At 65.4% G+C, this 22,123-nt stretch carries 22 protein-coding genes, 1 pseudogene and 1 riboswitch; of the genes and pseudogenes, 7 read left to right on the top strand and 16 right to left on the bottom strand.

The window, feature by feature from the left end:
• Position 1: 1 nt before the first annotated feature.
• The 7 genes from C793_RS0106535 to azu all read left to right on the top strand — a co-directional run bounded on the left by C793_RS0106535 (position 2) and on the right by azu (position 6,842).
• Positions 2-1,048 (top strand): ABC transporter permease, encoded by a 1,047-nt coding sequence (locus C793_RS0106535; protein ID WP_017430139.1) that lies wholly within the window; start codon positions 2-4, stop codon positions 1,046-1,048.
• A complete protein-coding gene (locus C793_RS0106530; protein WP_017430138.1) occupies positions 1,045-2,010 on the top strand; it encodes an ABC transporter permease in 966 nt (321 codons plus the stop codon). Before C793_RS0106535 ends, C793_RS0106530 begins: the two co-directional genes overlap by 4 nt.
• 7 nt (positions 2,011-2,017) lie before the next feature.
• Positions 2,018-3,037: an ABC transporter ATP-binding protein gene (locus C793_RS0106525; RefSeq protein WP_017430137.1), complete on the top strand. Its 1,020-nt coding sequence runs from the start codon at positions 2,018-2,020 to the stop codon at positions 3,035-3,037.
• Positions 3,034-4,086 carry an ABC transporter ATP-binding protein gene (locus tag C793_RS0106520; protein ID WP_017430136.1) on the top strand — a complete coding sequence of 351 codons (1,053 nt, stop codon included), beginning with the start codon at positions 3,034-3,036 and terminating at the stop codon, positions 4,084-4,086. The genes C793_RS0106525 and C793_RS0106520 overlap by 4 nt, the downstream gene beginning before the upstream one ends.
• 90 nt (positions 4,087-4,176) lie before the next feature.
• On the top strand, positions 4,177-5,094 hold the full coding sequence (locus tag C793_RS0106515; RefSeq protein WP_017430135.1) for a LysR family transcriptional regulator: 918 nt from the start codon (positions 4,177-4,179) through the stop codon (positions 5,092-5,094).
• 31 nt (positions 5,095-5,125) lie between these two features.
• Complete coding sequence (pepQ, locus tag C793_RS0106510) at positions 5,126-6,424, top strand: Xaa-Pro dipeptidase (RefSeq protein ID WP_017430134.1); 1,299 nt, start codon at positions 5,126-5,128, stop codon at positions 6,422-6,424.
• A gap of 61 nt (positions 6,425-6,485) precedes the next feature.
• Positions 6,486-6,842 (top strand): azurin, encoded by a 357-nt coding sequence (gene azu / locus C793_RS13600; protein WP_281103807.1) that lies wholly within the window; start codon positions 6,486-6,488, stop codon positions 6,840-6,842.
• Positions 6,843-6,990: 148 nt separating this feature from the next.
• Here the strand turns inward: azu and C793_RS0106500 are convergent, their stop codons facing one another.
• The 16 genes and pseudogenes from C793_RS0106500 to cobT form a co-directional block, all read right to left on the bottom strand.
• Positions 6,991-8,220 (bottom strand): CynX/NimT family MFS transporter, encoded by a 1,230-nt coding sequence (locus C793_RS0106500; RefSeq protein ID WP_017430132.1) that lies wholly within the window; start codon positions 8,218-8,220, stop codon positions 6,991-6,993.
• A 301-nt stretch (positions 8,221-8,521) separates the two neighbouring features.
• Positions 8,522-9,253 (bottom strand): annotated as a pseudogene (locus C793_RS13595) (cobyric acid synthase); the annotation flags it as partial.
• Positions 9,254-9,268: 15 nt separating this feature from the next.
• The gene (locus C793_RS0106490) at positions 9,269-9,790 is read right to left on the bottom strand and encodes a hypothetical protein (RefSeq protein ID WP_026106153.1); all 522 of its coding nucleotides are present in this window, start codon (positions 9,788-9,790) and stop codon (positions 9,269-9,271) included.
• A 325-nt stretch (positions 9,791-10,115) separates the two neighbouring features.
• Positions 10,116-10,556, bottom strand: a complete 441-nt coding sequence (locus tag C793_RS0106485) for a YtoQ family protein (RefSeq protein ID WP_017430130.1) — start codon at positions 10,554-10,556, stop codon at positions 10,116-10,118.
• A gap of 112 nt (positions 10,557-10,668) precedes the next feature.
• On the bottom strand, positions 10,669-11,439 hold the full coding sequence (locus C793_RS0106480; protein ID WP_017430129.1) for an ABC transporter ATP-binding protein: 771 nt from the start codon (positions 11,437-11,439) through the stop codon (positions 10,669-10,671).
• Positions 11,436-12,416, bottom strand: coding sequence for a FecCD family ABC transporter permease (locus C793_RS0106475; protein WP_026106152.1), 981 nt, complete (start codon positions 12,414-12,416; stop codon positions 11,436-11,438). The genes C793_RS0106480 and C793_RS0106475 overlap by 4 nt, the downstream gene beginning before the upstream one ends.
• Positions 12,416-13,309 (bottom strand): cobalamin-binding protein, encoded by an 894-nt coding sequence (locus C793_RS13590; protein ID WP_017430127.1) that lies wholly within the window; start codon positions 13,307-13,309, stop codon positions 12,416-12,418. Before C793_RS13590 ends, C793_RS0106475 begins: the two co-directional genes overlap by 1 nt.
• A gap of 52 nt (positions 13,310-13,361) precedes the next feature.
• Positions 13,362-15,218, bottom strand: a complete 1,857-nt coding sequence (locus tag C793_RS0106465; RefSeq protein WP_017430126.1) for a TonB-dependent receptor domain-containing protein — start codon at positions 15,216-15,218, stop codon at positions 13,362-13,364.
• Between the two features lie 162 nt (positions 15,219-15,380).
• Positions 15,381-15,665: riboswitch (cobalamin riboswitch) on the bottom strand.
• Positions 15,666-15,775: 110 nt separating this feature from the next.
• A complete protein-coding gene (locus tag C793_RS0106460; protein WP_340139664.1) occupies positions 15,776-16,207 on the bottom strand; it encodes a bifunctional adenosylcobinamide kinase/adenosylcobinamide-phosphate guanylyltransferase in 432 nt (143 codons plus the stop codon).
• Complete coding sequence (locus C793_RS0106455; protein ID WP_026106151.1) at positions 16,153-16,833, bottom strand: histidine phosphatase family protein; 681 nt, start codon at positions 16,831-16,833, stop codon at positions 16,153-16,155. Before C793_RS0106455 ends, C793_RS0106460 begins: the two co-directional genes overlap by 55 nt.
• Positions 16,785-17,552, bottom strand: coding sequence for an adenosylcobinamide-GDP ribazoletransferase (gene cobS, locus C793_RS0106450; protein ID WP_017430123.1), 768 nt, complete (start codon positions 17,550-17,552; stop codon positions 16,785-16,787). The genes C793_RS0106455 and cobS overlap by 49 nt, the downstream gene beginning before the upstream one ends.
• A complete protein-coding gene (locus C793_RS0106445) occupies positions 17,549-18,139 on the bottom strand; it encodes a bifunctional adenosylcobinamide kinase/adenosylcobinamide-phosphate guanylyltransferase (protein ID WP_017430122.1) in 591 nt (196 codons plus the stop codon). The genes cobS and C793_RS0106445 overlap by 4 nt, the downstream gene beginning before the upstream one ends.
• Positions 18,123-19,190, bottom strand: coding sequence for a threonine-phosphate decarboxylase CobD (gene cobD, locus C793_RS0106440; RefSeq protein WP_017430121.1), 1,068 nt, complete (start codon positions 19,188-19,190; stop codon positions 18,123-18,125). The genes C793_RS0106445 and cobD overlap by 17 nt, the downstream gene beginning before the upstream one ends.
• Entirely contained in the window at positions 19,190-20,155 is a 966-nt protein-coding gene (gene cbiB, locus C793_RS13585) for an adenosylcobinamide-phosphate synthase CbiB (RefSeq protein ID WP_017430120.1), read from the bottom strand. The genes cobD and cbiB overlap by 1 nt, the downstream gene beginning before the upstream one ends.
• On the bottom strand, positions 20,152-20,838 hold the full coding sequence (locus C793_RS0106430) for an adenosylcobinamide amidohydrolase (RefSeq protein ID WP_017430119.1): 687 nt from the start codon (positions 20,836-20,838) through the stop codon (positions 20,152-20,154). Before C793_RS0106430 ends, cbiB begins: the two co-directional genes overlap by 4 nt.
• 6 nt (positions 20,839-20,844) lie before the next feature.
• Positions 20,845-21,918, bottom strand: coding sequence for a nicotinate-nucleotide--dimethylbenzimidazole phosphoribosyltransferase (gene cobT / locus C793_RS0106425; RefSeq protein ID WP_017430118.1), 1,074 nt, complete (start codon positions 21,916-21,918; stop codon positions 20,845-20,847).
• Positions 21,919-22,123: the final 205 nt, after the last annotated feature.

Below are 22,123 nucleotides of genomic sequence, written 5' to 3'. Positions count from 1 at the left end.
CATGATCGCTTTTCTGATCAAGCGTCTTTTTCACGCGCTGCTGGTGATGTTTGTCATCAGCATTATCGCCTTTGCCATTCAGGACAACCTCGGCGACCCGATCCAGCAGATGGTCGGCCAGTCGGTGCCCGAAAGCGAACGCGAGGCGCTGCGCGAGGAGCTGGGGCTGAACGACTCCTACCTCACCCAGTATCTCCGCTTTGCCGGCAATGCAGCGCGCTTTGACTTCGGCTACTCGTATATCTTCAACCAGCCCACCACCGAGGTTATCGCCCGCCACCTGCCGGCCACCCTGGAGCTGGTCGCGGCGTCGACCTTTCTGATCATTGCGCTGTCGATCCCCATCGGGGTGTACAGCGCGATCAAGCCCCGGGCCTGGCTGACGCGCTTTTTCATGAGCGTGTCCATCGTGGGCATATCGATCCCCGTGTTTCTCACCGCGATTGTGCTGATCCAGCTGTTTGCCATCGGCGTCAGCTGGGCGCCCTTCCCCGCGGATACCGGCTGGGGCGCCTGGCTCAACGACGTGGTTTCCACCGAGGGCGGCATGCCGGCCTACGGCCGCGGCGACCCGGTGCCCGTCTTCGGCACCTGGGAAACCAACTTTGCCAGCCTCGACGGCCTGACCTATCTGGTGCTGCCGGCAATTTCGCTGGCCTCGATCATGCTGCCGCTGTTCATCCGCCTGATCCGCGCGGAAATGCTCGAGGTATTGCAGTCCGAGTACGTCAAGTTTGCCCGGGCCAAGGGCATCTCCATGCGCCGCGTGTACTTTCTGCACGCGCTGAAAAACACCATGCTGCCGGTTATCACCGTCGGCGGGGTACAAATCGGCACCCTGGTGGCCTACACCATTCTCACCGAGAGGGTCTTTCAGTGGCCCGGCATGGGGCTGATGTTTCTGGACGCCATCCAGCGTTCCGACATCCCGCTGATCGTGACCTATCTGATGATCGTGGGCCTGATTTTCGTGATCACCAACACCCTGGTGGATCTGATTTACGGCCTGGTCAATCCCACCGTCAAACTCACAGGAAAGCCCGCATGAGCCAGCCGACTCCCGAGACTCAGGAAAGCGCCGTGCCGGCCCTGCCCGGCCGCTGGGAGCGCTTCCTCGACTCCTATCTGCTGTACAGCTTCAAGCGCGACGTGATTGCCCAGCTCAGCCTGCTGGTGTTCATCGCGCTGGTTGCCATTGCCGTCTTCGCGCCCTGGCTGGCGCCGATGAACCCCTACGATCTCGCCCAGATCGACATTCTCGCCTCGGAGCTGCCGCCCTTCTGGATCGACGGCAGCGACCCGGCCTACTGGCTGGGAACCGACGCCCAGGGCCGCGACATGCTCTCGACCATTCTCTACGGCGCCCGGGTATCGCTGGTGATCGGCTTTGGCGCCGTGGCGCTGCAGGCGATTCTCGGCGTCAGCTTCGGCCTCATGGCCGGCTACCTGGGCGGCCGCGTCGATGCCTTTCTCATGCGCCTGGCGGACATCCAGCTGTCGTTTTCCACGCTGATGGTGGCGATTATCGTCGGCGCGCTGGTCAAGGCGGTGTTCGGCGGCGCGGCCTTCAGCACCTACGCCGTACCGCTGCTGGTGATCATCATCGGCCTCGCCGAGTGGCCCCAGTATGCGCGCACCGTGCGCGCCTCGGTGCTCGCGGAGAAAAGCAAGGAATACGTCGACGCCGCCCGAGTCATGGGGCTCAGAAGCCGGCGCATCATGTTTCGTCATGTGCTGCCCAACACGCTGTCGCCGATTTTTGTCATCTCCACGGTGCAGATCGCCAACGCCATCATTTCCGAGGCCGCGCTGTCGTTTCTGGGGCTGGGCATGCCGGAAACCCACCCGTCGCTGGGCTCGCTGATCAAAGCCGGGTTCGACTACATCCAGTCCGGCTCCTGGTGGATCACGCTGATTCCCGGCGCGGTGCTGGTGGTGCTGGTGCTGTCGATCAACCTGCTGGGCGACTGGCTGCGCGATGTCATGAACCCGCGACTTTATAAAGGCTGAAAACACCATGGCACTGCTGGAAGTCAACCAACTGGATGTGCGCTTCGCCCTGCGCAAGGGCGATGTGCACGCCCTGCGCGACATCAACTTCACCCTGGAGCGCGGCGAACGCCTGGGTATCGTCGGCGAGTCCGGCGCGGGCAAGTCCGTGGCCGCCTTTTCGCTGTTGAACCTGATCGCCCAACCCGGATTTATCGCCGGCGGCGAGATCAATTTTGAAGGCAAAACGCTCAATACCATGAGCGAGCGCGGCCTGCGCAAGGTACGCGGCAACCGCATCTCGATGATCTTTCAGGATCCGATGATGACGCTCAACCCGGTGCTCTCGATTGGCGCCCAGATGGTAGAGTCGCTCAAGGCGCACCGGCGTATCAGCACACGCCGCGCCCGCGCCATCGCCCTGGAAAAGCTCCGCCAGGTGCAGATTCCCTCGCCGGAAACCCGGCTGGATCAGTACCCTCACGAGCTTTCCGGGGGCATGCGCCAGCGCATCATCATCGCCGTGGCGCTGCTGCTTGATCCGGATATCATCATTGCCGACGAGCCCACCACCGCGCTGGATGTGACCATCCAGGCGGAAATCATGTCGCTGCTGCTCAACCTCTGCGAGGAGCACAACGTGGGGCTGATTCTGATCACCCACGACCTCGGCGTGGTCAGCCAGGTCACCCAGCGCATGCTGGTGATGTACGCCGGCCGCGTGATCGAGCAGGGGCCCACCCGCGAGATCATCAACGATCCGCAGCACCCCTACACCCAGGGGCTGATCAATGCCCTGCCGCAGATGGCGACCCCGGGGGAAAAACTCAACCAGATTCGCGGCAGCATGCCGTCGTTGTCCAACCTGCCGGGCGGCTGCGCGTTCCACCCGCGCTGCGATTTCATCAAACGCGCCGACGGCCGTACCCGGCCGGCCTGCGTTGAGCAGGTGCCCGGATTTGTCAGCTCCGGCAACTGCCGGGTGGCCTGCCACATGGTGGCGGAAATGCAGGAAGATCGTCGCCTGAAGGAGGAAGAAAGCTCATGAATGCGCCGGCACAAAAAATCCCCGCGACAGACACCACGGATACCCTGCTGGAAATCCGCGATCTGGAAAAACGCTTTTCGCTGACCGGGGACTTTCTCGAACAGCTCAAGTTCAAGGGCGGCAAACTGGTGCGCCATCAGGAGCACGTCCACGCCATCAACGGCGTCAGCCTCGACATCCGGCGCGGCGAGGCGCTCTGTGTGGTGGGAGAATCCGGCTGCGGCAAGTCCACCGTGGCGCGGACGGTAATGGGATTGCTTTCGCCTTCCGCCGGCGAAATTCGCTACGACGGCACGCGCATCGACAACATGAGCACGCGTCAGCTGCTGTCGTATCGTCGCCGTATGCAAATGATCTTCCAGAACCCCTACGCCTCGCTCAACCCGCGCATGACCATCCAGCAAACGCTGGAAGAGCCGGTACGCCTGCACCATCCGGACTGGAACCGGCAGCAGGTCGTCGACCAGGTCGAACGCGTCATGGCCTCGGTGGGGATCGATCCGGACTGGGGCAAGCGCTTTGGCCACGAGTTTTCCGGCGGCCAACGCCAGCGTATCGCCATTGCCCGGGCGCTGGCGGTGGACCCCGAATTTATCGTCGCCGACGAGCCCATCTCGGCGCTGGACGTTTCCATCCAGGCGCAGGTGCTCAACCTGCTGACCGACGCCCAACAGGAACGCGGGCTGACGTATCTGTTCATCACCCACGACCTGGCCGTGGTCGAGCACTTCGGCACCCGGGTAGCGGTGATGTATCTGGGAACGGTATGCGAAGTCGCCGAAACCGCCACGCTGTTCGCCAATCCGCGTCATCCCTACACCCAGGCGCTGCTTTCGGCCATCCCCCGGCTCGACGACGACGGCCCCGACCATATCCGCCTCGATGGCGAAGTGCCCACGCCGGTCAACCTGCCCACGGGCTGCGTATTCCACGGCCGCTGCCCCTACGCCAACCAGCGCTGCAGGGAGGAAGTACCGACGCTGCAGACCCTGAATGACGGGGTGCGCGTGGCATGTCACGCTGTTGAAGAAGGCCGCCTGCCGGGGTAGCCGCCTCTCCGGGCGCACCCGGCAGGCAAGGGGCATCCCTGCCCCACACAAGGCACTTTCAACGGGCATACGCAAGGGGCATAACAGGCTATGGAAATTCGCTGGCTGGAAGACTTTATCGCTTTGGCCAGAACGCGACACTTCTCCCGCGCCGCTGACGAGCAGCATGTTACCCAGCCGACGTTTTCGCGGCGCATCAAGCTGCTGGAAGAAGAAATGGGCGTCACGCTGATCAATCGGCAAACGCTGCCGCTATCGCTGACGCCCGAAGGGGAGGAATTTCTCGCCCTGTGCGAAAAGATGACCGAAGGCGTGCGCCTGACCCGGGAGCGCATCCGCGATATCAGCAACGGCCGGGAACGCTGTATCAGCGTGGCCGCGCCGCAAAGCCTGCTGGCGCATTTTCTGCCCGACTGGCTTGCGGCGCTCGAGCAGGAAGGACACATACAGCCCTATCTGCGCGCCACCGGCTGGGCCGCCGCCGACTACTTCAAGGCGCTCAATCGCGGTGAATGCGACCTGGCGCTGTGCTACTGGCCGCTGGCGCGCTGCGACCTGGAGCTGGATAACAGCGCCTGTCGCTACCGCACCGTGGGCCACGAGCGCCTGATTCCGGTCGCCGCTCCCGGGCCCGACGGCCAGCCGCGCTTTGCGCTGCCGGCCAGCCGCCGGGCGCCGGTGCCGTGGTTTACCTACCCCCGGCGCGGGCTCTTGAGCACGGCTCTGGATGCCCACCTGGCACGCCTGCCCGAAGCGCCGGGGCTGGTCGCCAAAAGCGAGAGCCTGCATGCCGCCAGCATCAAGGAGCTGGTCACCCTGGGCTACGGCATCGGCTGGTTGCCCGAACGTACGGTGCGCCTGGCGCTGGACAGCGGCACCCTGACCCGGGCCGGTGATACGCGCTGGGACGTACCGCTGGCGCTACGCCTCTACCGCCACCAGCATCACTATCACGCCGAGATGGACAGACTCTGGAGCCAACTGTCCGAGCCTGTCACGCCGGCCTGAAACACCCCTGCAACCCCCAACGGAGCCCCTGATGCCCGATACGCTTCCCCGCCTCCAGCAGGCCCACCTCCAGCAGCTTCTGGCCGCTTACCGCGATCTCATGCAGCACCACGGGCTGGACGCCATCGCGCTGTACAGCGGCCACTCGCTGCCTCACTACGCTGACGACCAGCATCCCGAATTTCAGGCCGCCGGGCACTTCATCCACTGGGTACCGCTATGGGAAGCCCAGCACAGCTGGCTGATCATCACGGCGGACGCCAAACCGCGTCTGATGCTTCACGCGCCCACGGATTTCTGGCACCTGACGCCCGCGCTGCCCGACGAAGCCTGGGTCAGCGAACTGGATATCGAACTGGTCAACGAGCCGGCCACTCCCGCACTGACCGGCAACGTAGCGCTGGTGGGCAACGTCGAGGCCCTGGTCGAAAGCCCCGTGGCAGCGCCCCACGGCCACGCCAACCCGCCGGCGCTGGTGGCGGCGCTGGACGAGTTGCGGATGCACAAGAGCGCTTACGAAATCGCCTGCCTGCGCGAAGCCAACCGCCTTGCCGTGGCCGGCCACGAAGCCGCCCGCGCCGCCTTTGCCGGCGCCGGTGCCGAACTCGATGTGCAGCTGGCCTACCTCGGCGCCAGCCGCCAGCGGGAATCCCACGTGCCCTACGACAACATCGTCGGGCTCAATGAGCATGCCGGCGTGCTGCACTACCAGCATTATGACCTCGACGCCCCGGCCCAACGCCACAGCCTGCTGGTGGACGCCGGACGCCGCTATCGCGGCTACTGCGCCGACATCACCCGAACCGCCCCCGGCCCCGATGCGCCGGCCCCTTTCGCCGACCTGATCAGCGCCATGCACCAGCTCAAGGATTCGCTGGTCGCCGACATCGCCCCGGGCGTGGACTACCTTGAGCTGCACAGGGCGATGCACCACCGCCTGGGTGAGATCCTCGTCCGCCATGATCTCTATCGCGGCACTGCCGAAGACTGCGTGGAACGCGGCGTGACCCGGGCCTTCTGCCCGCACGGCCTGGGCCATTCACTGGGGCTTCAGGTGCACGACGTCGCCGGACTGAAACATCCCGACGGCACACCGGCGCCGGCGCCCGAAGACCACCCGGCGCTGCGTCTGACGCGCACGCTGACACCGGGCATGGTGGTGACCATCGAGCCGGGTCTGTACTTCATTCCCATGCTGCTCGATCCGCTGCGCGATACCCGGGCGCCGATCAACTGGACGCTGGTGGAACAGCTCCTGCCCTGCGGCGGTATTCGCATCGAAGACAACGTGGCGGTCACCGCTACCGGCTTTGATAACCTGACGCCCTGATGCGCGTCGATCCATTCATAAGGGCGCGAACTTTTTCCCTGGCCGCCTGTCACAAGAAGCGGTGCAGTACAACAAGGACGCCATGAGCGTTCCGTCCAGCTGCGACGAAGTCACCGTAACCCTCAAGCATGCCGGCGAAATGGACATCAGCGCCATGGGCCACAACTGGGTACTGGCCGACTCCGACGCCTACCAGGATATCGCCACCGCCGGCATGGGCGAAGGACTGGAAAACAACTACCTGCCCCAGGATGACGAGCGCATCATTGCCCACACCGACGTCGTCGGCGGCGGTGAAGAAAGCAGCGTGACGTTTTCCACCGAGGGTCTGGAAGATCGTGACCTGACCTTCTTCTGCACCTTCCCGGGTCACTACTCCGCGATGAACGGCAGCTTCACCGTCACGAAAGAAGACTAAAACGCCCTGGCGCTCGGGCCAGCCGCTCGAGCCAGCGTTTCAGCTACACGCCGGTCAGCCAACGCTGGCCGGCGTTTTTGTGTCACACGCCGCCGACTCAGGGTGCAGCCTGATATCGGACGTACGCGGCGTTACCCCTCCGCGCCCATCATCCGGCTTCCTGCATCACTTGAGGATAGCGCGCGGGCTTGAAGCGCAGCGTAATCAGCAGCATGGCGACAATGCCCGCGGCGAGCAGCGCCCAGGCGGGGATAAAGCTGCCGGTCATATCGCGCAGGGTTCCGCTGATCCACGGCGACATGGCGTTGAGCATAAAGCCGAAACCCTGCATGAACGCCGCCAGGCGCCCCGCCGCACGAGCATCGCGCAGGTGGTCCAGCGCCAGAATCAAGCCCAGCGAGAAGCACGCGCCCAGGCCAAAGCCACCGACGGCGTTCCACACCAGCGCCAGCGACTGCGGCATGAAGATAAAACCCAGATACCCTACCAGCTGAGCGGTCAGAGCCACTGCCAGCAAGCCGCGACGGTCAGCGGTTCCCTGACGCTGGGCGAGACTCGGCATCACCAGCGCGGCCAGCACCTGAAAAAGCGTCATCCATGCCAACAGCCGCCCACCGGCCAATTCACTCCAGCCCAGCTCGTGATAGTACTGGGGTAGCCAGGTCACCACGCTGGAATAGCCGGCATTGATCACCCCGAAGTAAAGCGCCAGCAGCCAGGCACGTTTGAGCCGCCGGGGGCGTACGCCGTCGATCGCCGCAGTATCCCGCTGCGGCGCGCTGTCACGGCGAAAAATAACCCACCACGCCACCAGGGTGATCAGCGCCGGCACCCACCAGATCCCCACGCCCAGCTGCCAGCCGCCGGATACGGCAAGCTGAGGGCTGATCCACGCCGACAGCCCGCCACCCGACATCAACGACGCCGAGTAGAGCCCCATCACCAGCGGCATGCGCGCCCCGAAGCGGCGCTTGACCAGCCCCGGCACCAGCGCCTGAATCAGGGCGATACCGGCACCGCCCAGCAGCGCGGTCGACAACAGCGTCATGCCCGTGCCGCTAACCTGACGCAGCGCGCAGGCTGCGCCAATAGCCACCAGAGACAGCATAATGCCCCGGCTTTCGCCCAGCAGACGCTGAAGCCGGCCGCTGGCCAGCGCCACGGCCCCCATGCACAAAAACGGCAGCGTGGTCAGCCAGGCGAGCACGCCGTAATCCAGCCCCGTCGAGGCACGAATGTTGTCCATCAGCGGGCTTGCCGAGGCCAGCAGCGGGCGCAGGTTCAACCCCAGCGCCATGATGAGCAACAGCCCGCCGATAAACTGCAGCGTCTCCGTATGGGCCGTTTTGTGGCTGACCGTGTTGTCCTCTGCCGTCATTATCGCCTCGTGGTGTCGTCGTTATGGTAGGAAAATGAAAGGGCTGGAAACCGAAGGGTGGAAACAGATGAGGTGGAAAAAGAAGGGATTGCAAAAAGAAGGGATCACAAAAAGGCCATACATTTAACACGCTAACGGGCGATATTGTATACAGAAACGGGCATCCACGACGCCGGGATAGCCCGTAATGCAACAAAAAAACGTGTCAGGCGGGCTTCAACAGCGCCAGGACGGCGTCGATATCCAGGTGCTGTTCAAGGCTAGCGGCCAGGCGATCCAACTCGCGCTCGGCGGCCTGGCCGCCGACAAGGCCATAATCGGCATCGCGCATCAGCCGCTGCAAATACGGCAGCGTGCCCAGCACCGGCTTTTGCGTATAGTCCTCCAGCCAGTCCAGCCCCGGGGTCAACAGGTCCATCGCTCCGCGAAAGCGGTTGACGATAAAGCCTCGGGTCCGGTTCCGCTCGGACTCGCTGAGCAGCGCCAGCGTCCCCACCAGCTGGGCAAATACCCCGCCGCGATCGATGTCGCCTACCAGCAGCACCGGACAGTCCACCGCTTCGGCAAAGCCCATGTTGGCGATATCGCCTTCGCGCAGGTTGATTTCCGCCGGGCTGCCGGCGCCTTCGACAATGATCACGTCAAAGCGCGCTGACAGCGCCCGCCAGGCGTCCATAACGCTTGCCCGAGCGGTACGTTTGAAGGCATCGCGGCGGGAGGAATGATAGCCCAGCGCGTCCATCTGCCCCTGGTCGCTACCGCGCAGGATCACCCGAGCACCCCGGTCGCTGGCGGGCTTCAACAGCACCGGGTTCATGTCGCTCTCGGGTTCAACGCCGGCAGCCAGCGCCTGTAGCGCCGTGGAGCGGCCGATTTCGCCGCCGTCTGCGATCGGGGTGCTGGTGCCGGCCATGTTCTGGGGTTTGAACGGCGCCACGGAGATGCCCCGCCGCCGGAGCACCCGGCAAAGCCCCGCCACCAGGGTGCTTTTTCCCGCATCCGAGGTGGTGCCCTGAATCATCAGTGTTGTCATGGCGCAGCGTTCCGGTTAACGGTCGAGAATTTCACGGATAATCCGATGAATCATGGCGTCTTCGGGATCGTCGTAGCCGCGGTTATCGTGGCCATCGTGGCGACGGCGCTCCTGACGATAGCGCGAGTCGCCGAGAATCTCGCGCAGGCGGGCTTTATGCTCGCGGGCAAGCTCGCGGTAGGCGCGACCGCGTTCCTTCTCCGATGCAAAGCGGCGTTCGTCGAAACGCCGATAATCGCGCTCCCGCCGGCGCTCGAAGCGTTCCAGCGAACGGCGCCGCTCGCGCTCCAGCTCACGGTCGTGATGCCTGTCGCGGTCATGGTGTCTGTTGTGGTCACGACGTCCCCGGTTGTCGTGGTGCCTTGCGCGGTTATGGTGCTGCCAGCCGCCGTCCTTGTCCGTCGCGCCGGAATAGCTGTCGGTCGCCCCGCTATAGCCGTCGTGATGATGACGATCGGCCTGCACGCCGGCGGCCCCCAGCATCAACACCAGCGACACCACGCTTGTCAGCTTCCACAGGGAATGTTGTTTCAGCATGATCAGGCTCTCCTTATGAACCACAGATTGACCATTGGAACCGCTGCCGGCTATTGCCACCTGCTGCGCAGGCTATCCGCCACAGCGACCCCCGACTACATTAAGCGATAGCGCTCACCAGCGGTGATCCCGGCCGCGAATTTCTCATTATCTGCGCAATAAGGGCGATGATGCCAGGCGCCTGGAGGCGACCCAGTGAAAACCTGAATTCAGGCACAGCACCATCTATTCACGACGCCTTTTCACGGCATCAGCATCTCGCAACAAAAAAGCGCCCCCGGGGGCGCTTTGGCGTTACATCAGCCGGCACTGCTCGATATATCGATCAGGCCTTGAGCACGTAGCGCAGGATTTCCACGACCTGGTCGGTGGTGGTGCACCAGGCCTGGGCGTCGGCGTCGACTTCCTTCAGCGGGTGGCCAATATCTTCGCTGTGCAGCGTGACATACGGCTTGGCCAGCGCGGCGCAGTAGCCGGCGTCAAAGGCGGCGTTCCACTGCTTGTACTGGTCGCCGAAGCGCACCACAACCAGATCGCTCTGCTCGATCATGGTGCGAGTGCGGATGGCGTTGATCTTGGACGACTGGTGGTCGCGCCAGAACTTCTTGTCTTCGGCGCCCAGATGGTCGCCGGCGGCGTCGCTGGCGTCGTGATCGGTAACCGGCGCGGTAAACACCACGTCCAGGTCGGCGGCTTCGGCGCCGCGCTGAATTTCATCGCGCCAGTCGGTATGAATCTCGCCGGAAAGATAAACGTAAAAGCTCATGGTGATCTCCTGCTGGTGGACACAAGCTGTGAGTCAGGTGACGCTCATCATAGCCTGGATTACCGTTATGGAAAATCCTTCCACAAATAACGACGGATCAAGACGTTCAGGCTCAGCCGTTCACCGGCACAAACACCGGCGCGCCGTCGACTTCCACTACCCTGAGCCGCTGGCGGTAGAGCGCCTCCAGCGCATCGGGCACCAGCATATCCCGCGCCTCGCCCCAGCAGGCCTCGCCGTCCGGATACAGCAGCAGCACGTGGCTGCACCAGCGGGCGGCCAGGTTCAAATCGTGCAGGCAGAGCATCAGCGCGCGCCCTGCCGCTGCCTGCTCGCGCATCAGCGCCATCACCGCGCTTTGGTGGTGCAGGTCCAGATGATTGGTGGGTTCATCCACCAGCCACAGCGCCGGATTTTGCGTCAGCAGCGTGGCCACGGCCACCCGCTGGCGCTCGCCGCCGGAGAGCGTGCTCACCAGTCGGTGCTTGAGATGTGCCACATCCAGTCGCTCCAGCGCGGCCCGCATGCGGCGTAAGTCCTCGGCGCTTTCCCGCTGCCAGTAGGATAAAAACGGATGCCGGCCAAGCATCGCGGTTTCTTCCACCGTTGCCGGAAAGCCGTCCACCCGCTCCTGAAACAAAAGCCCCAGCTTTTGCGCAATCCGGCGGCGGCGCAGCGTGTTGAGCGGCGTATCATCCAGAGCCACGCTGCCTGTACGGGGCGGATTCAGGCCGGCCAGGGTGTGCAACAGCGTGGTTTTCCCCGCACCGTTGGGGCCCAGCACGCCCCACACCTGCCCCGGCTGAACGCTTAAATTCAGCGGCCTGCCGCTCCGGCGGCCGGGCACGTCGATGACCAGATCGCGTGCATCAAGAACGCTCATTGCCCGCTCCGGTAGAGCAGAAAAAGAAACGTCGGCACGCCCAGCAGCGCGGTAATTACGCCCACCGGCAGCTGCTCGGGGGCGATCACCGTGCGCGCCAGGGTATCCGCCAGCAGTAGCAGCGTGCCGCCGGCCAGCGCGCAGGCGGGAAGGGTCAGGCGCTGGTCGTTGCCCAGCACCAGCCGCAGCATGTGCGGCACCACCAGCCCCACAAAGCCGATGCTGCCGGCCGTGCTTACCGCCACGGCGGTGAGCAGGCTGGCGATGGCGTAAATGCCCCACTCCAGCGGGCGGGCGTCAACGCCCAGCGCCGCGGCCTGCTGTGGCCCCCGCGCCAGCACGTTAAGGCTGCGCCCCAGCGGCAGAAGCCCGATGCAGGTCACCGCCAAAAGCGCCAGCGGCAAATTGGGCGCGCGGGCGTAGGAGAGATCGCCCATCAGCCAGTAGAGCATGCCCGGCAGTCGCTCGGCCGGCGTCATGGAAAGCATCAGCGTAATCATCGCGCCCCAGCCCGAGGCCACCACAATGCCGGTGAGCAGCAACCGCGTGGGCGCCCAGCCGCCGCGGCCGTGGGCGAGGCCAAAAACCAACAGCGTGGAAAACAGCGCCCCGCCGAAGGCGGAAGTGGACGCCAGCATGCCGCCCAGCCCCAGCATCATCGCGCCCAGCGCGCCAATGGCCGCGCCGCCGGAAATCCCCAGCACGTAGGGGTCGGCCAGCGGGTTACGCAGCAGCACCTGCATCAAGGCGCCGGCCACGGCCAAAAGCCCGCCCACGGCAAACGCCGAAAGCGCCCGCGGCAGACGCAACTCCAACACCATGGTGCGCGCCAGATTGTCGCCCTCACCCAGCGCAATCGCCCAGAGCTGCTCCAGCGAAATCGACGCACTGCCCACCCCCAGCGATACGCCAAGGGCGATAACGGCGCCAAGCGCAAGCAGCGCCAAAGGCAAACTCGCTTGAGCCCTCCAACGCATTACTCGGAGCCGCCCTCACGGGGCTGCTTGTTACGCGCCCGTTTTTGACGAGCCCGGTCAATACGCTCGCAGAGGCTTTGCGCGCCCTGCAAAAAGCGCGGGGTGGGCCGCACCAGCGGATCGGCGGGGACGGTGTAGAGGCTATCCTGCTCAACGGCGGCCAGGCTCTGATACTGCTGCCAGTGAGAAAGCCACTGATTGCGGGCGTTTTCGTCCGCATCGCTGCTACTGGTAATAATCACCTCGGGGTTGGCCGCGAGCACCGCCTCATCGTCGAGCCTCGGCACCAGCCGCGGCCGGTCACCGAACACGTTGACCCCGCCGCAGTCGGCAATCGCGCGGCCGATCAGATGCTCATCGTTGAGGCTCATCAGCGGCGCGTCCCACACCTGGTAGAAGGTGCGCACCGGCTCGCGCTCGGCGTAGCGTTCCTTGATCTCGGCCATGCCGGCAAGAAAGGTCTCCGCCTCTTGTTCGGCGGTCGCCTCGCTGCCGGCAAGGCGGCCCAGGCGCGTAAGGGCATCGGCCACGCCGTCGACCCTGCGCGGCTCGATGTAGAACACTTGGGTACCCAGCGACTCCAGCATTTCCAGCTGCTTGCCGGGGTTGCCGGTTTCCCAGCCGATCACCAGGTCGGGCTCGAGACCTACCAGCGCTTCCAGGTCGATGCGGTCGTAGTTGCCCACCGACGGCAGTTCTTGGGCGCGGGCCGGGTAGTCGCTGTGTTCCACCACGGCGACGACCTTGTCCCCCGCGCCGGCGGCAAAGGCAAGCTCGGTAGCGCCTGGGGAAAGCGCGACAATGCGTTCGGCCGGCGCCTCAAGGCAGACCTTGCGCTCCAGATCATCGACGGCGCAGGGCTGATCGCGCGCGCCGGCGAATACGCTTGACACGACGAGCGCAAGGGCCGCCGCTGCCAGCGGCCCTGCTCCGCGCCTCAACCGCTTACTGCGCACCGAAGCTCACGCTCAGGTAGGCGGCGCGGCCGGCGTTCAGATAGTCCTCGCCGTTGAAAAAGCGCGTGGTGGCATAGTCGTTGTCAAAGGCGTTGTCGACCGTAACGCGCGCCTGCCACATGGGGGCAAACTGCCAGCCGGCGCGCAGGTTGACGATACCGTAGCCGGCCAGGCGGTCGTCGTTGGCTTTATCGTCATAGCGATGGTTTTGCGCAATCCACGAACCGCCCACGGACCAGTCGCCCATCTCACGATCCAGGTCCAGACGCAGGCTCTCGCTGGCGCGGCCGGGCAGACGGTTGTCAGTGTCCTTGTCTTCCGGCTCCAGGTAATTCAGCGCCGCCTGGGCGGTCCAGCCGTCGACCTCAACGCCACTCGACAGCTCTGCGCCGCGGATACGCGCCTCGGGCGTGTTGACGGCGGACGTCTGGCCGGAAATCAGGTTATCGATCTCGGTCCGGTAAATCGCCGCGTCCCAGAACCAGCTCTGGTACTGGCCGCGCGCGCCCAGCTCAACGGTTTTGGAGGTTTCGGCTTCCAGGTCGGGGTTGCCGTAATCCGGGTAGTAGAGGTCGTTGAACGTCGGTGCCTTGAACGCCGTACCGTAGCTGGCGCGCAGGGTGTGATGATCATCCAGCGCGTAGCCCAGCGCCAGTCCGCCGGTGATTTCTTCGCCGTAGGCTTCGTTGTCGTCAAAACGCAGGCTGCCCTGTACGGTCAGCGGGGCAAAGTCCAGCAGCGCCTGGGTAAAAACCGCCTTGTTGTCGCGGCTTTCCACTTCGTAGGTGCCAAAGCCGGTATCGCTGTCTTCGACGCTGTCGTCGCGGTACTCGGCCCCGGCGATAAACTGATGAGCGCCCACGTCCAGGGTGTTTTCCCAGCGCGCGGTGCGGCTTTGGGTGCTGTATTCGCTGGGATAGGCGGGCGTTTCCGTTTCGTCCCGGGCTTCGCTGAGCGTCAAGCGGGTGCGGAAGCTCTCGGTGACGGCAAGCTCGCCGTACACGCCGCCTACCTGCTGCACATAGTCGGTATCCGCCTTCTCGCCGCTGTTATCAAACTCGGTGTTGCCCCGGGCGCGCAGCGCAAGCGCGCCGATTTCGGAGCCGTTGTGAAAGGTGTGCGATACCCGCGCCAGCGCCGAGGTGTTGTCGTAGGCCATGTCGTCGCCGCCGCGACGCACCGGCTGGCCGTCGGTGGCAAAGTGGCTGCCGGCAAAGCTATAGCGGGTGGTGCCGCCCTGCCCCGAATCGCTTTTACCGCTGATGCCGGCGCTGACGCGGCGAGTCCCGAACGAACCGCCGCCCACGGAAATACGCGGCTGGGGGCCGGTTTCTTCGCCCCGAGGCGTAAACAGCTGAATCACCCCGCCCACCGCATCGGCGCCGTAGAGGCTGCCGCGCGGGCCGCGGACGACCTCGGCGCGGTTGAACATGCGCGGGTCAAGATACTGGTAGCTCGGCGCGCCCAGAGTAGCCGAGCGCAGGCGGATGCCGTCGATCATGAACAGCGTCGAGCTGCTTGAGGTGCCGCGCAGATAAACGCTGCTGGTCTTGCCGAAGCTGCCGTTGGTTTTAACGTCGACCCCGGGCTGGCCGCGCAGCAGATCGGTCAGCTCCACCGGGTCCTGGCGGCGCAGCGTGGCTTCGTCAAGCACGGTGACCGAGGACAGGGTTTCATCGGCGGTGCGCGGCGCGCGGGTGGCGGTGACCACCACGGGATTGAGCCTATCGGCGGCGGGCGCCTGATCGGGTCGGTCGGCGGTAGTCTGCGCGGAAACGGCCAGCGGCAACGCGGCCAGACTGAAGGACGCCAGGGTTTTGCCGGCGCTGGAAATACGGTTGGACATGGGGAATCCCTTGCTCATCGTGCTCACCCGCACGGGTGTCATGGTTTTATGCCGGGCGATTCGATGGAGGGAGGAAGTGCAGAGGAGTCGGCGCAAACGCGCTCAGCCCGCCTGCCAGCGCCCACCGCGCCACGGCCTGTATGCCCGGCGCGCCACTTTATCGTGGGCCGGGTTGCTCAGGCCGGTCTCCGGGCTGACGAGCAAAAGGCGCTGGGCTCTATTTCGGGCAGCTGGCCTTTAGGCCGCCACGCCCTTCCCGCGCGCTTTTTCTGTATGACGCAACCTGTATGACAAAACACAGGAGGCCATAAACAGAAAAAAGCAGCGCAGTGGCTTGCGTGGCGGTTATCTCGATCACCGTTGCGGGGGCAGCGTCGGATTGGGCACCGACTTCCCGTTTCACCGCCGTAAAGCTATACGGCTGGCACCTGAGAGTGCGCGTAAGCTAGCAATTTGCGCGCCGTAACGCAACGCTGCCGGAAGTGGTACATGGGGCATCAGCCGAGGACAGGTTGGCGATCGCCGGCCTGTTTTCGGCTCTTTGTGGCCAGCAATCATTAACCCTTGAGCGCCATTACCAGGCCGTGGCGCACTTGCCACACGCGCTCGGCACAGGCGGCCGCGTCCTGGTTGAACCAGCCATTCATGTCGCGCAGGCGGCGCTGATCGGACTCTATCGGCACAATGCCCCGCCCTATTTCATGGCCGATGATAATCAGCGGCGCGGCATTAAACTGCGCGCCAAGGGCGTCGAGCTCCACCTGCCAGCGGCGGCGCAGAGCGTCGTCGTCATCGCTATGAGCAAGGGCGTCTTCCAGCCATTCCAGCACGCCGTAAAGTACCGTCGGCCTATCCGTCTGCACCCGAGCCGCCCCGTCGGCGAGCGCCTCACCGGGCACAAGCGATTGCCAGTGGGCATGCGGCCAGCGGGCGGCTACGGCGTCGCGCTTGCCGGCGCGGGCACCGCCGAGGAACAGCTGCACTGCCACGGGTCGCCTCCTTCAATGTTGGAATCATACGTCAGCTGCCAGCGCCGGCCTTCGGCCTGGCGCACGGTGGAATCCCAGAACGCCACCTTTTCAAAGCGCCGGCGCAGCTCGCGGATCACCCCGCCGTGGGCCACGGCCAGCACCTTGACCGTCTGGCCGCCTGACGGCCCCGCGCGGTCCATTTCGGCCGCCGCCTTGGCGACGTCGGCCAGCCAGGCGTTCAGCCGGGCGCGCAAGTCGGCGCCGTTCTCGCCGCCGGGGATGCGCTGCTCGCCGACGCTGTCGATCCAGGCGCGGTAGTCCGGCCGGTCCTTCAGCTCGTCGTAGGTCTTGCCTTCATAGTCACCGAAATCGAGCTCGCGCAGGCGCGGCTCCAGCGCGGGCGCAACGGCGCTTTTTTCCGCTGCGCCGGTCCATTCCAGCGTGCGGCGACAGCGGGTCAGATCGCTTGAGTGAATCAGCGTAAAGGTTTCGCGCTCAAGGCCGGTTCGCAGCCGCTCCAGCGCCGCCTCGGCCTCGGGGAACTTCAAGTCAATATCGCGCTGGCCCTGGTAGCGTCGCTCCAGGTTCCAGGCGGTTATGCCGTGGCGAACTGCCACCAGCTCCACAGACACAGCAGCAGCCATAGCTCTCCTCCTTCGATCAGGGCACCGGCCAAATCGCCGGTAATACCGCCAAACCAGCGCCGCACCATGTAGCGTGCGGCGAGAAAAAACAGCCCCGTGGCGGCAAGGGCTAGCCACACGCCGGGCCAGAACATGGCCGGCAACAGCGGCGCGGCCAGCGCCAGGGCGGCGTCTCTGGGCGTGAGCGACTGCTGCCAGGCGTGGGCCAGCCCGCCGGGTTTGGCGCTGGGGACAAGGGCCAGGGACGCCGCGCCGAGCCAGCGGCCCAGCGCCGGCACGGCGATCAGCCAGCCAGCGGGGGCACCGTGGGCTACCAGTGCCCAGAGCAGCACGCCCTTCCACGCCAGCAGGAAAAACAGCGCAAGCATGCCAAAGCTGCCCACCTGAGAATCCTGCATAATCGCAAAGCGGCGCTCCAGAGGCTGATTGCTGCCCAGGGCGTCGGCCATGTCCATCAGGCCGTCCAGGTGCAGCCCGCCGGAAAGCCCCACCCAGAGGCTGAGCAGCACCAGCGCAGCAAGCGGCGCAGGCGTAGCGGGAAACACCTGGCTTATGAGAAAGGCAGCGAGCGCCAGCACTCCGCCCAAAAGCGCGCCCACCAGCGGGTAGGCGCGCACCGCCCAGCGGCGGGTGTCAGGCGTCCAGGGGCAGGCCACCGGCACGGGAATGCGGGTTAAAAACTGCAGCGCGAGTATCAGCCCAAAGGCGGCGTTTTTCATCGGTGCGCGTCTCCTGAGCCGGCGTTTTCCGGTTTATATGCCGTACGGCACGCGGGCTTCCATTCAATGCACTGCCCTGCAACCACTTCCAGTACCGAGTCGGCGCGCCGGGCCACCAGCCGGTGCGCCCGCTGCAAAAAGGCTACGTAACGCCAGGTCTCAGGATCGTCGGGCAGCAGCGCTTCGTTGAGATCATTGGAGACGATAATCAGCGCCATCCCGCGCCGGCGGGCGCTTTCCAGGCAGCCGGACAAATCCGCCATCGCCTGCTCGGGCGTCGGCCGCATGGCATCAGCTTCCCGCGGATAAAGCACCTGGCTGGCCCATAGCGTTAAACAGTCAATCAGCGCCGCGCCGCCGTCGGGTACCTGAGCGATGGCCGAGGCAAGCGCGACCGGCGCTTCAAGGGTGACCCAGCCGTCGCCGCGCGAGCGCTGATGGCGCGCCACCCGCACGGCCATTTCATCGTCGCTGACTTTCGCCGTGGCGATATAATACGCCAGCCCTTCGCCTGCAGCATCGAGCACCGCCGCCTCGGCCACCGCACTTTTGCCCGAGCGCGCCCCGCCGCTAACGAAGACAGTCATCAAGCACCTTGAGCAGCCGGTTGTTGGCACGCTCATCGCGCAGAGCGAGGCGCAGCCAGCGGCCGTCCAGTCCGGCAAAGCCGTGGGTGTGGCGGGCGAGAATACCGCCACGCAGCAGACGCTCCAGCAGCACCTCGGCGTCGAACCCTTGCTCGCGTGCCTCAAGGGTCGGGCGCAGCAGAAAAAAGCACGTATTGCCGGGCACCACCTCAAGCCCTCGGCTTTCCAGCGCTTGCTGCATGCGCGGCCGCTCCGCCAATAGCCAGGCGTGGGTGCGCTCGGCAAAGTCGCTATCCGCCAGCAGCGGCACTACCAGCCCCGCCGCCAGCTGATTGACACTCCAGGGCGGCTGGCGGCTCGCCAGGGCGGTAACCGTCCTGGCGCTTGCCAGGGCGTAGCCCAGCCGCAGCCCCGGCAGGGTGTAAAACTTGGTCATCGACCGCAAGAGTATCAGGTTGGAGTGCGCCGCCAGCCGCGCCGGCAGCGCGCCTGCATCTTCATGGGCGGTCAGGTCGATAAAGGCCTCGTCGACGATTAACCGGCAGTCTGCCGAAGCCGCTCGCGCCAGCAACGCTTCTACTTCCGCCAGTGCCAACAAACCGCCGTCAGGGTTGTTGGGCCGGCAAAGAAATACCGCGTCGAGGCCGTCGAGAGGATCGGTAAGAGATATCTCGCGCACCTCGGCGCCTACGCCGGCAAGCGCTCGGGCGTACTCGTTGAAGGTGGGGGTGACGATCCCTGCGCGCCCGCCGGCGCAAAGCCCCGCGGCGAGAAAAATCGCCTCGCCGCCGCCGTTGGTAACAAGCACTTGTTCGACGTCTACGCCGTGGTAGGCAGCAATGGCCGCGCGCGCTTCCGCGTAGTCCACGTCCGGGTAGCGGGTAAGCTCGGTCACGTGGCGCTCAATCCAGGCCGGCACCCAGCCGGGCGGGCCCAGCGGATTGAGGTTGGCGCTGAAGTCCTCAAACGGGTGATCCAACGGCAGGCCGAAACGCGCTAAAAGCGCCGCAGCCTGCCCGCCGTGGCGGGGCCACTGGTTGTTTTTTTCCATTAGACGCCGCCTCCCGCTGGTATCAGCCACGTCACGGCGATCATCAGCGCCGCCGTTAGCGCAAAAAACCGCGCCCAGGCGTGGTGCATCAGGTTAATGGCGCGCTCAATATGCCGCGCATCGGGGGCTGCAATGGGCTCGCCAAGCGTGGCGCTTTGGGACACCACGCCCTGATAGCAACTCGCGCCGCCCAGCTGCACGCCCAGCCGGTACGCCACCGCGGCCTCGGGCCAGCCGGCATTGGGGCTGGCGTGCTTCGGGGCATCCTGACGCGTGCTACGCCAAGCGCGGCGGCTGCCCAGGCAGAAGCACAGCGCGGTGAGCCTCGCCGGCAGCCAGTTGGCGGCGTCGTCGAGTTTGGCGGCGGCGCGGCCAAAATTCTCGTGGCGCTGGGTACGGTAACCAATCATGGAGTCGAGGGTATTCACCGCCTTGTAGGCCAGCGCCAGCGGCGCACCGCCGATGAGCGCAAACAGCAGAGGCGCGGTAATGCCGTCGACGGTATTTTCGGCGACAGTTTCGATCGCGCCTCGGGCAGTGCCGGCGGCGTCAAGCGCCTGGGTATCGCGCCCCACCACTCGACCAAGCGCCGTTCGGGCGGCGGGCAAATCGCCCCGATCAAGAGGCTCCGCCACAGCGCGGCCGGCACCTGCCAGCCCCTTGATGGCCACGGCGGTCGAGATCAGCCACAGCTCGGCGGCAAGCCCCAGCCAGGGGTGAATCGCGCCCAGCACGCGGCAAATACCCCAGACCGCGGCGAACGTACCCGCCACCGTGATCAACACCGTCAGCCGCCCGCCCCAAAGCCGTGCGCGAACCGAGCCGCGGTTGAGTCGAGCCTCCAGCGCGCCAATCAGCCGCCCCATCAGCACCACCGGGTGCGGCAGGCGGCGCGGGTCGCCAACGATCAGGTCTACGCCAATGGCGGCGGCTACCAGCATGGTCAATGCCAACCCCGGCATCATGTTTGGCTCCCCGCGTTGTTCCCTGCCTGAAGCGATTCGCGCACCGTGCGATACACCGTGCGGCCGATAGCACGGCCAACCTCAGTGCCGGAGCCGGCGTAGGGCGTGGGCGCGCCGCGCTGGGTGGCGGCAATGCTCACGCAGTCGGTGGACGTGCCGGTGGCCGGCGTGTGGCTGTGGGTATCCATGACGTTTTCATCGCGCAGCGCGGCAACCCTGGCCTCGGTAACCGACAGGCAGGCGTTGACCATCGCTCCCGGCGTCAGATGGGCATCGAGAAACACAAAGACGTTGATGGTGCCGACGACCAGTCGCGGGTCAGCGCCGGTGGCGGTAATATCCACGGCGTTGCCGCTGCCCGCGGTAGCCAGCGCCAGCACAGCGCTGTCCCGCCCACCAAGCGGAGCGCTGTGCATCGCGGCGTGCTCAAGCGTCACCGCGGTCATCATCGCCACCGACTCAGCCGGATCAATCTCGCGGCCGGCCAGCCAGCGGGTCAGGTCATCTGCCGGCGCGTTGCCGGCGTAATCCTTGTCCACATGGAAATTGCAGAAGTCCCGCGCTGTCCCGGGCCCGCCGCCGATCAGCGCCGAGCTGAGCGTGGCAAGCGGGGCGTCGGCGCGCAGGTGGATACAGCCGGACTCGAAGCGCCCTTCAAGCCCGGCGCTAAAAGCCGGATGCATGATCGATCACCGCCGGTCGTCATCAATGCCCGCGTCACCAAACGTCGCCATCTGCCCGAGCATGGCGCAGGCGGCGTCCAGCAGCGGATACGCCAGCGTGGCTCCGGTGCCTTCACCCAGGCGCATGCCCAGACTCAGCAGCGGCTCGGCGTCAAGCGCTTTCAGCGCGACCCCGTGCCCCGGCTCCTCGCTGCGGTGGCCGAACACCAGGTAGCCGCGCACCGCCGGGCATAGCTCACACGCCAACAGCGCTGCCACGGTGGCGATAAAACCATCCACGATGCAGGGCACGCCCTTGGCCGCACCGGCCAGATAAGCGCCGGCCATGGCCCCCACTTCGAACCCGCCCAGGTCAGCCAGCACGCCCAGCGGGTCGTGGGCATCGCCTCGGCGCGCGGCCACGGCGCGCTCCACGATCCCCACCTTGTGCGCCAGAGCGATACTGCTGATGCCGGTGCCGTTGCCCACCAGCCCCGCGGCCGGGGAGCCGGCAAGAATGGACAGCATAGCGCTGGCAGCCGTGGTATTGGCGATGCCCATTTCACCGACCATCAGGCAGCGGCAGCCGGCCGCCAGCGCTTGCTGGGCGGAGTGCACGCCGGCGTTCAGCGAAGCGACGGCATCCTGACGGCTCATGGCGGGTGCATAGAGGATATTATCGGTGCCACGGCGTATTCGGGCGTGGGTTACCTCCGAAGCCTGTATCTCACCGGCAACGCCGACGTCCACTATCTCCAGCCGTGCTCCAATGCGCCGGGCAAAGACGTTGATGGCCGCGCCGCCGGCGGCAAAGTTGGCCACCATCTGCGCCGTCACTTCCTGACCGAAGGCCGATACGCCCTCGGCGGCCACGCCGTGATCGGCGGCAAACACAATCACGGCGGGCGGGCCGACGCCCGGCTGCGTTTGCCCGGTGATTTCGCTAAGCTGAACGGCCAGCGCTTCCAGCCGGCCCAGACTGCCCGGCGGTTTGGTCAACGTATCCAGATAGGCACGGGTTGCGTCTCCGGCCTGGCGATCCACGGGACCGATACGTTCCAACAGAGCCTTGAGCTCAGGCGCTTCAGACAAGGGGGGCATAGACGGCTCCGGCCAGGCGTTCAAACATGAATAACGAGCGCGATCATAGCAAAGCCTGAAGCCCGAAACCCAGCGGGTTCGACAATTACACGGCGCCTTGTTCCTTTACCCGGCTACTTTGCCTTCCCGGGCCACGTTGCCTTTCCGGGCCATCTTTTTCTCCCCAAGGCACCCTTTTCTTCCCGGGGCATTTTGCCTGCTCCGG

The sequence above is a fragment of the Vreelandella jeotgali Hwa genome (assembly GCF_000334215.1).
Lineage (GTDB): Bacteria > Pseudomonadota > Gammaproteobacteria > Pseudomonadales > Halomonadaceae > Vreelandella > Vreelandella jeotgali.
Note: the sequence above shows the minus strand (reverse complement) of the source record. Positions and strands in the feature narration are given on the sequence as shown.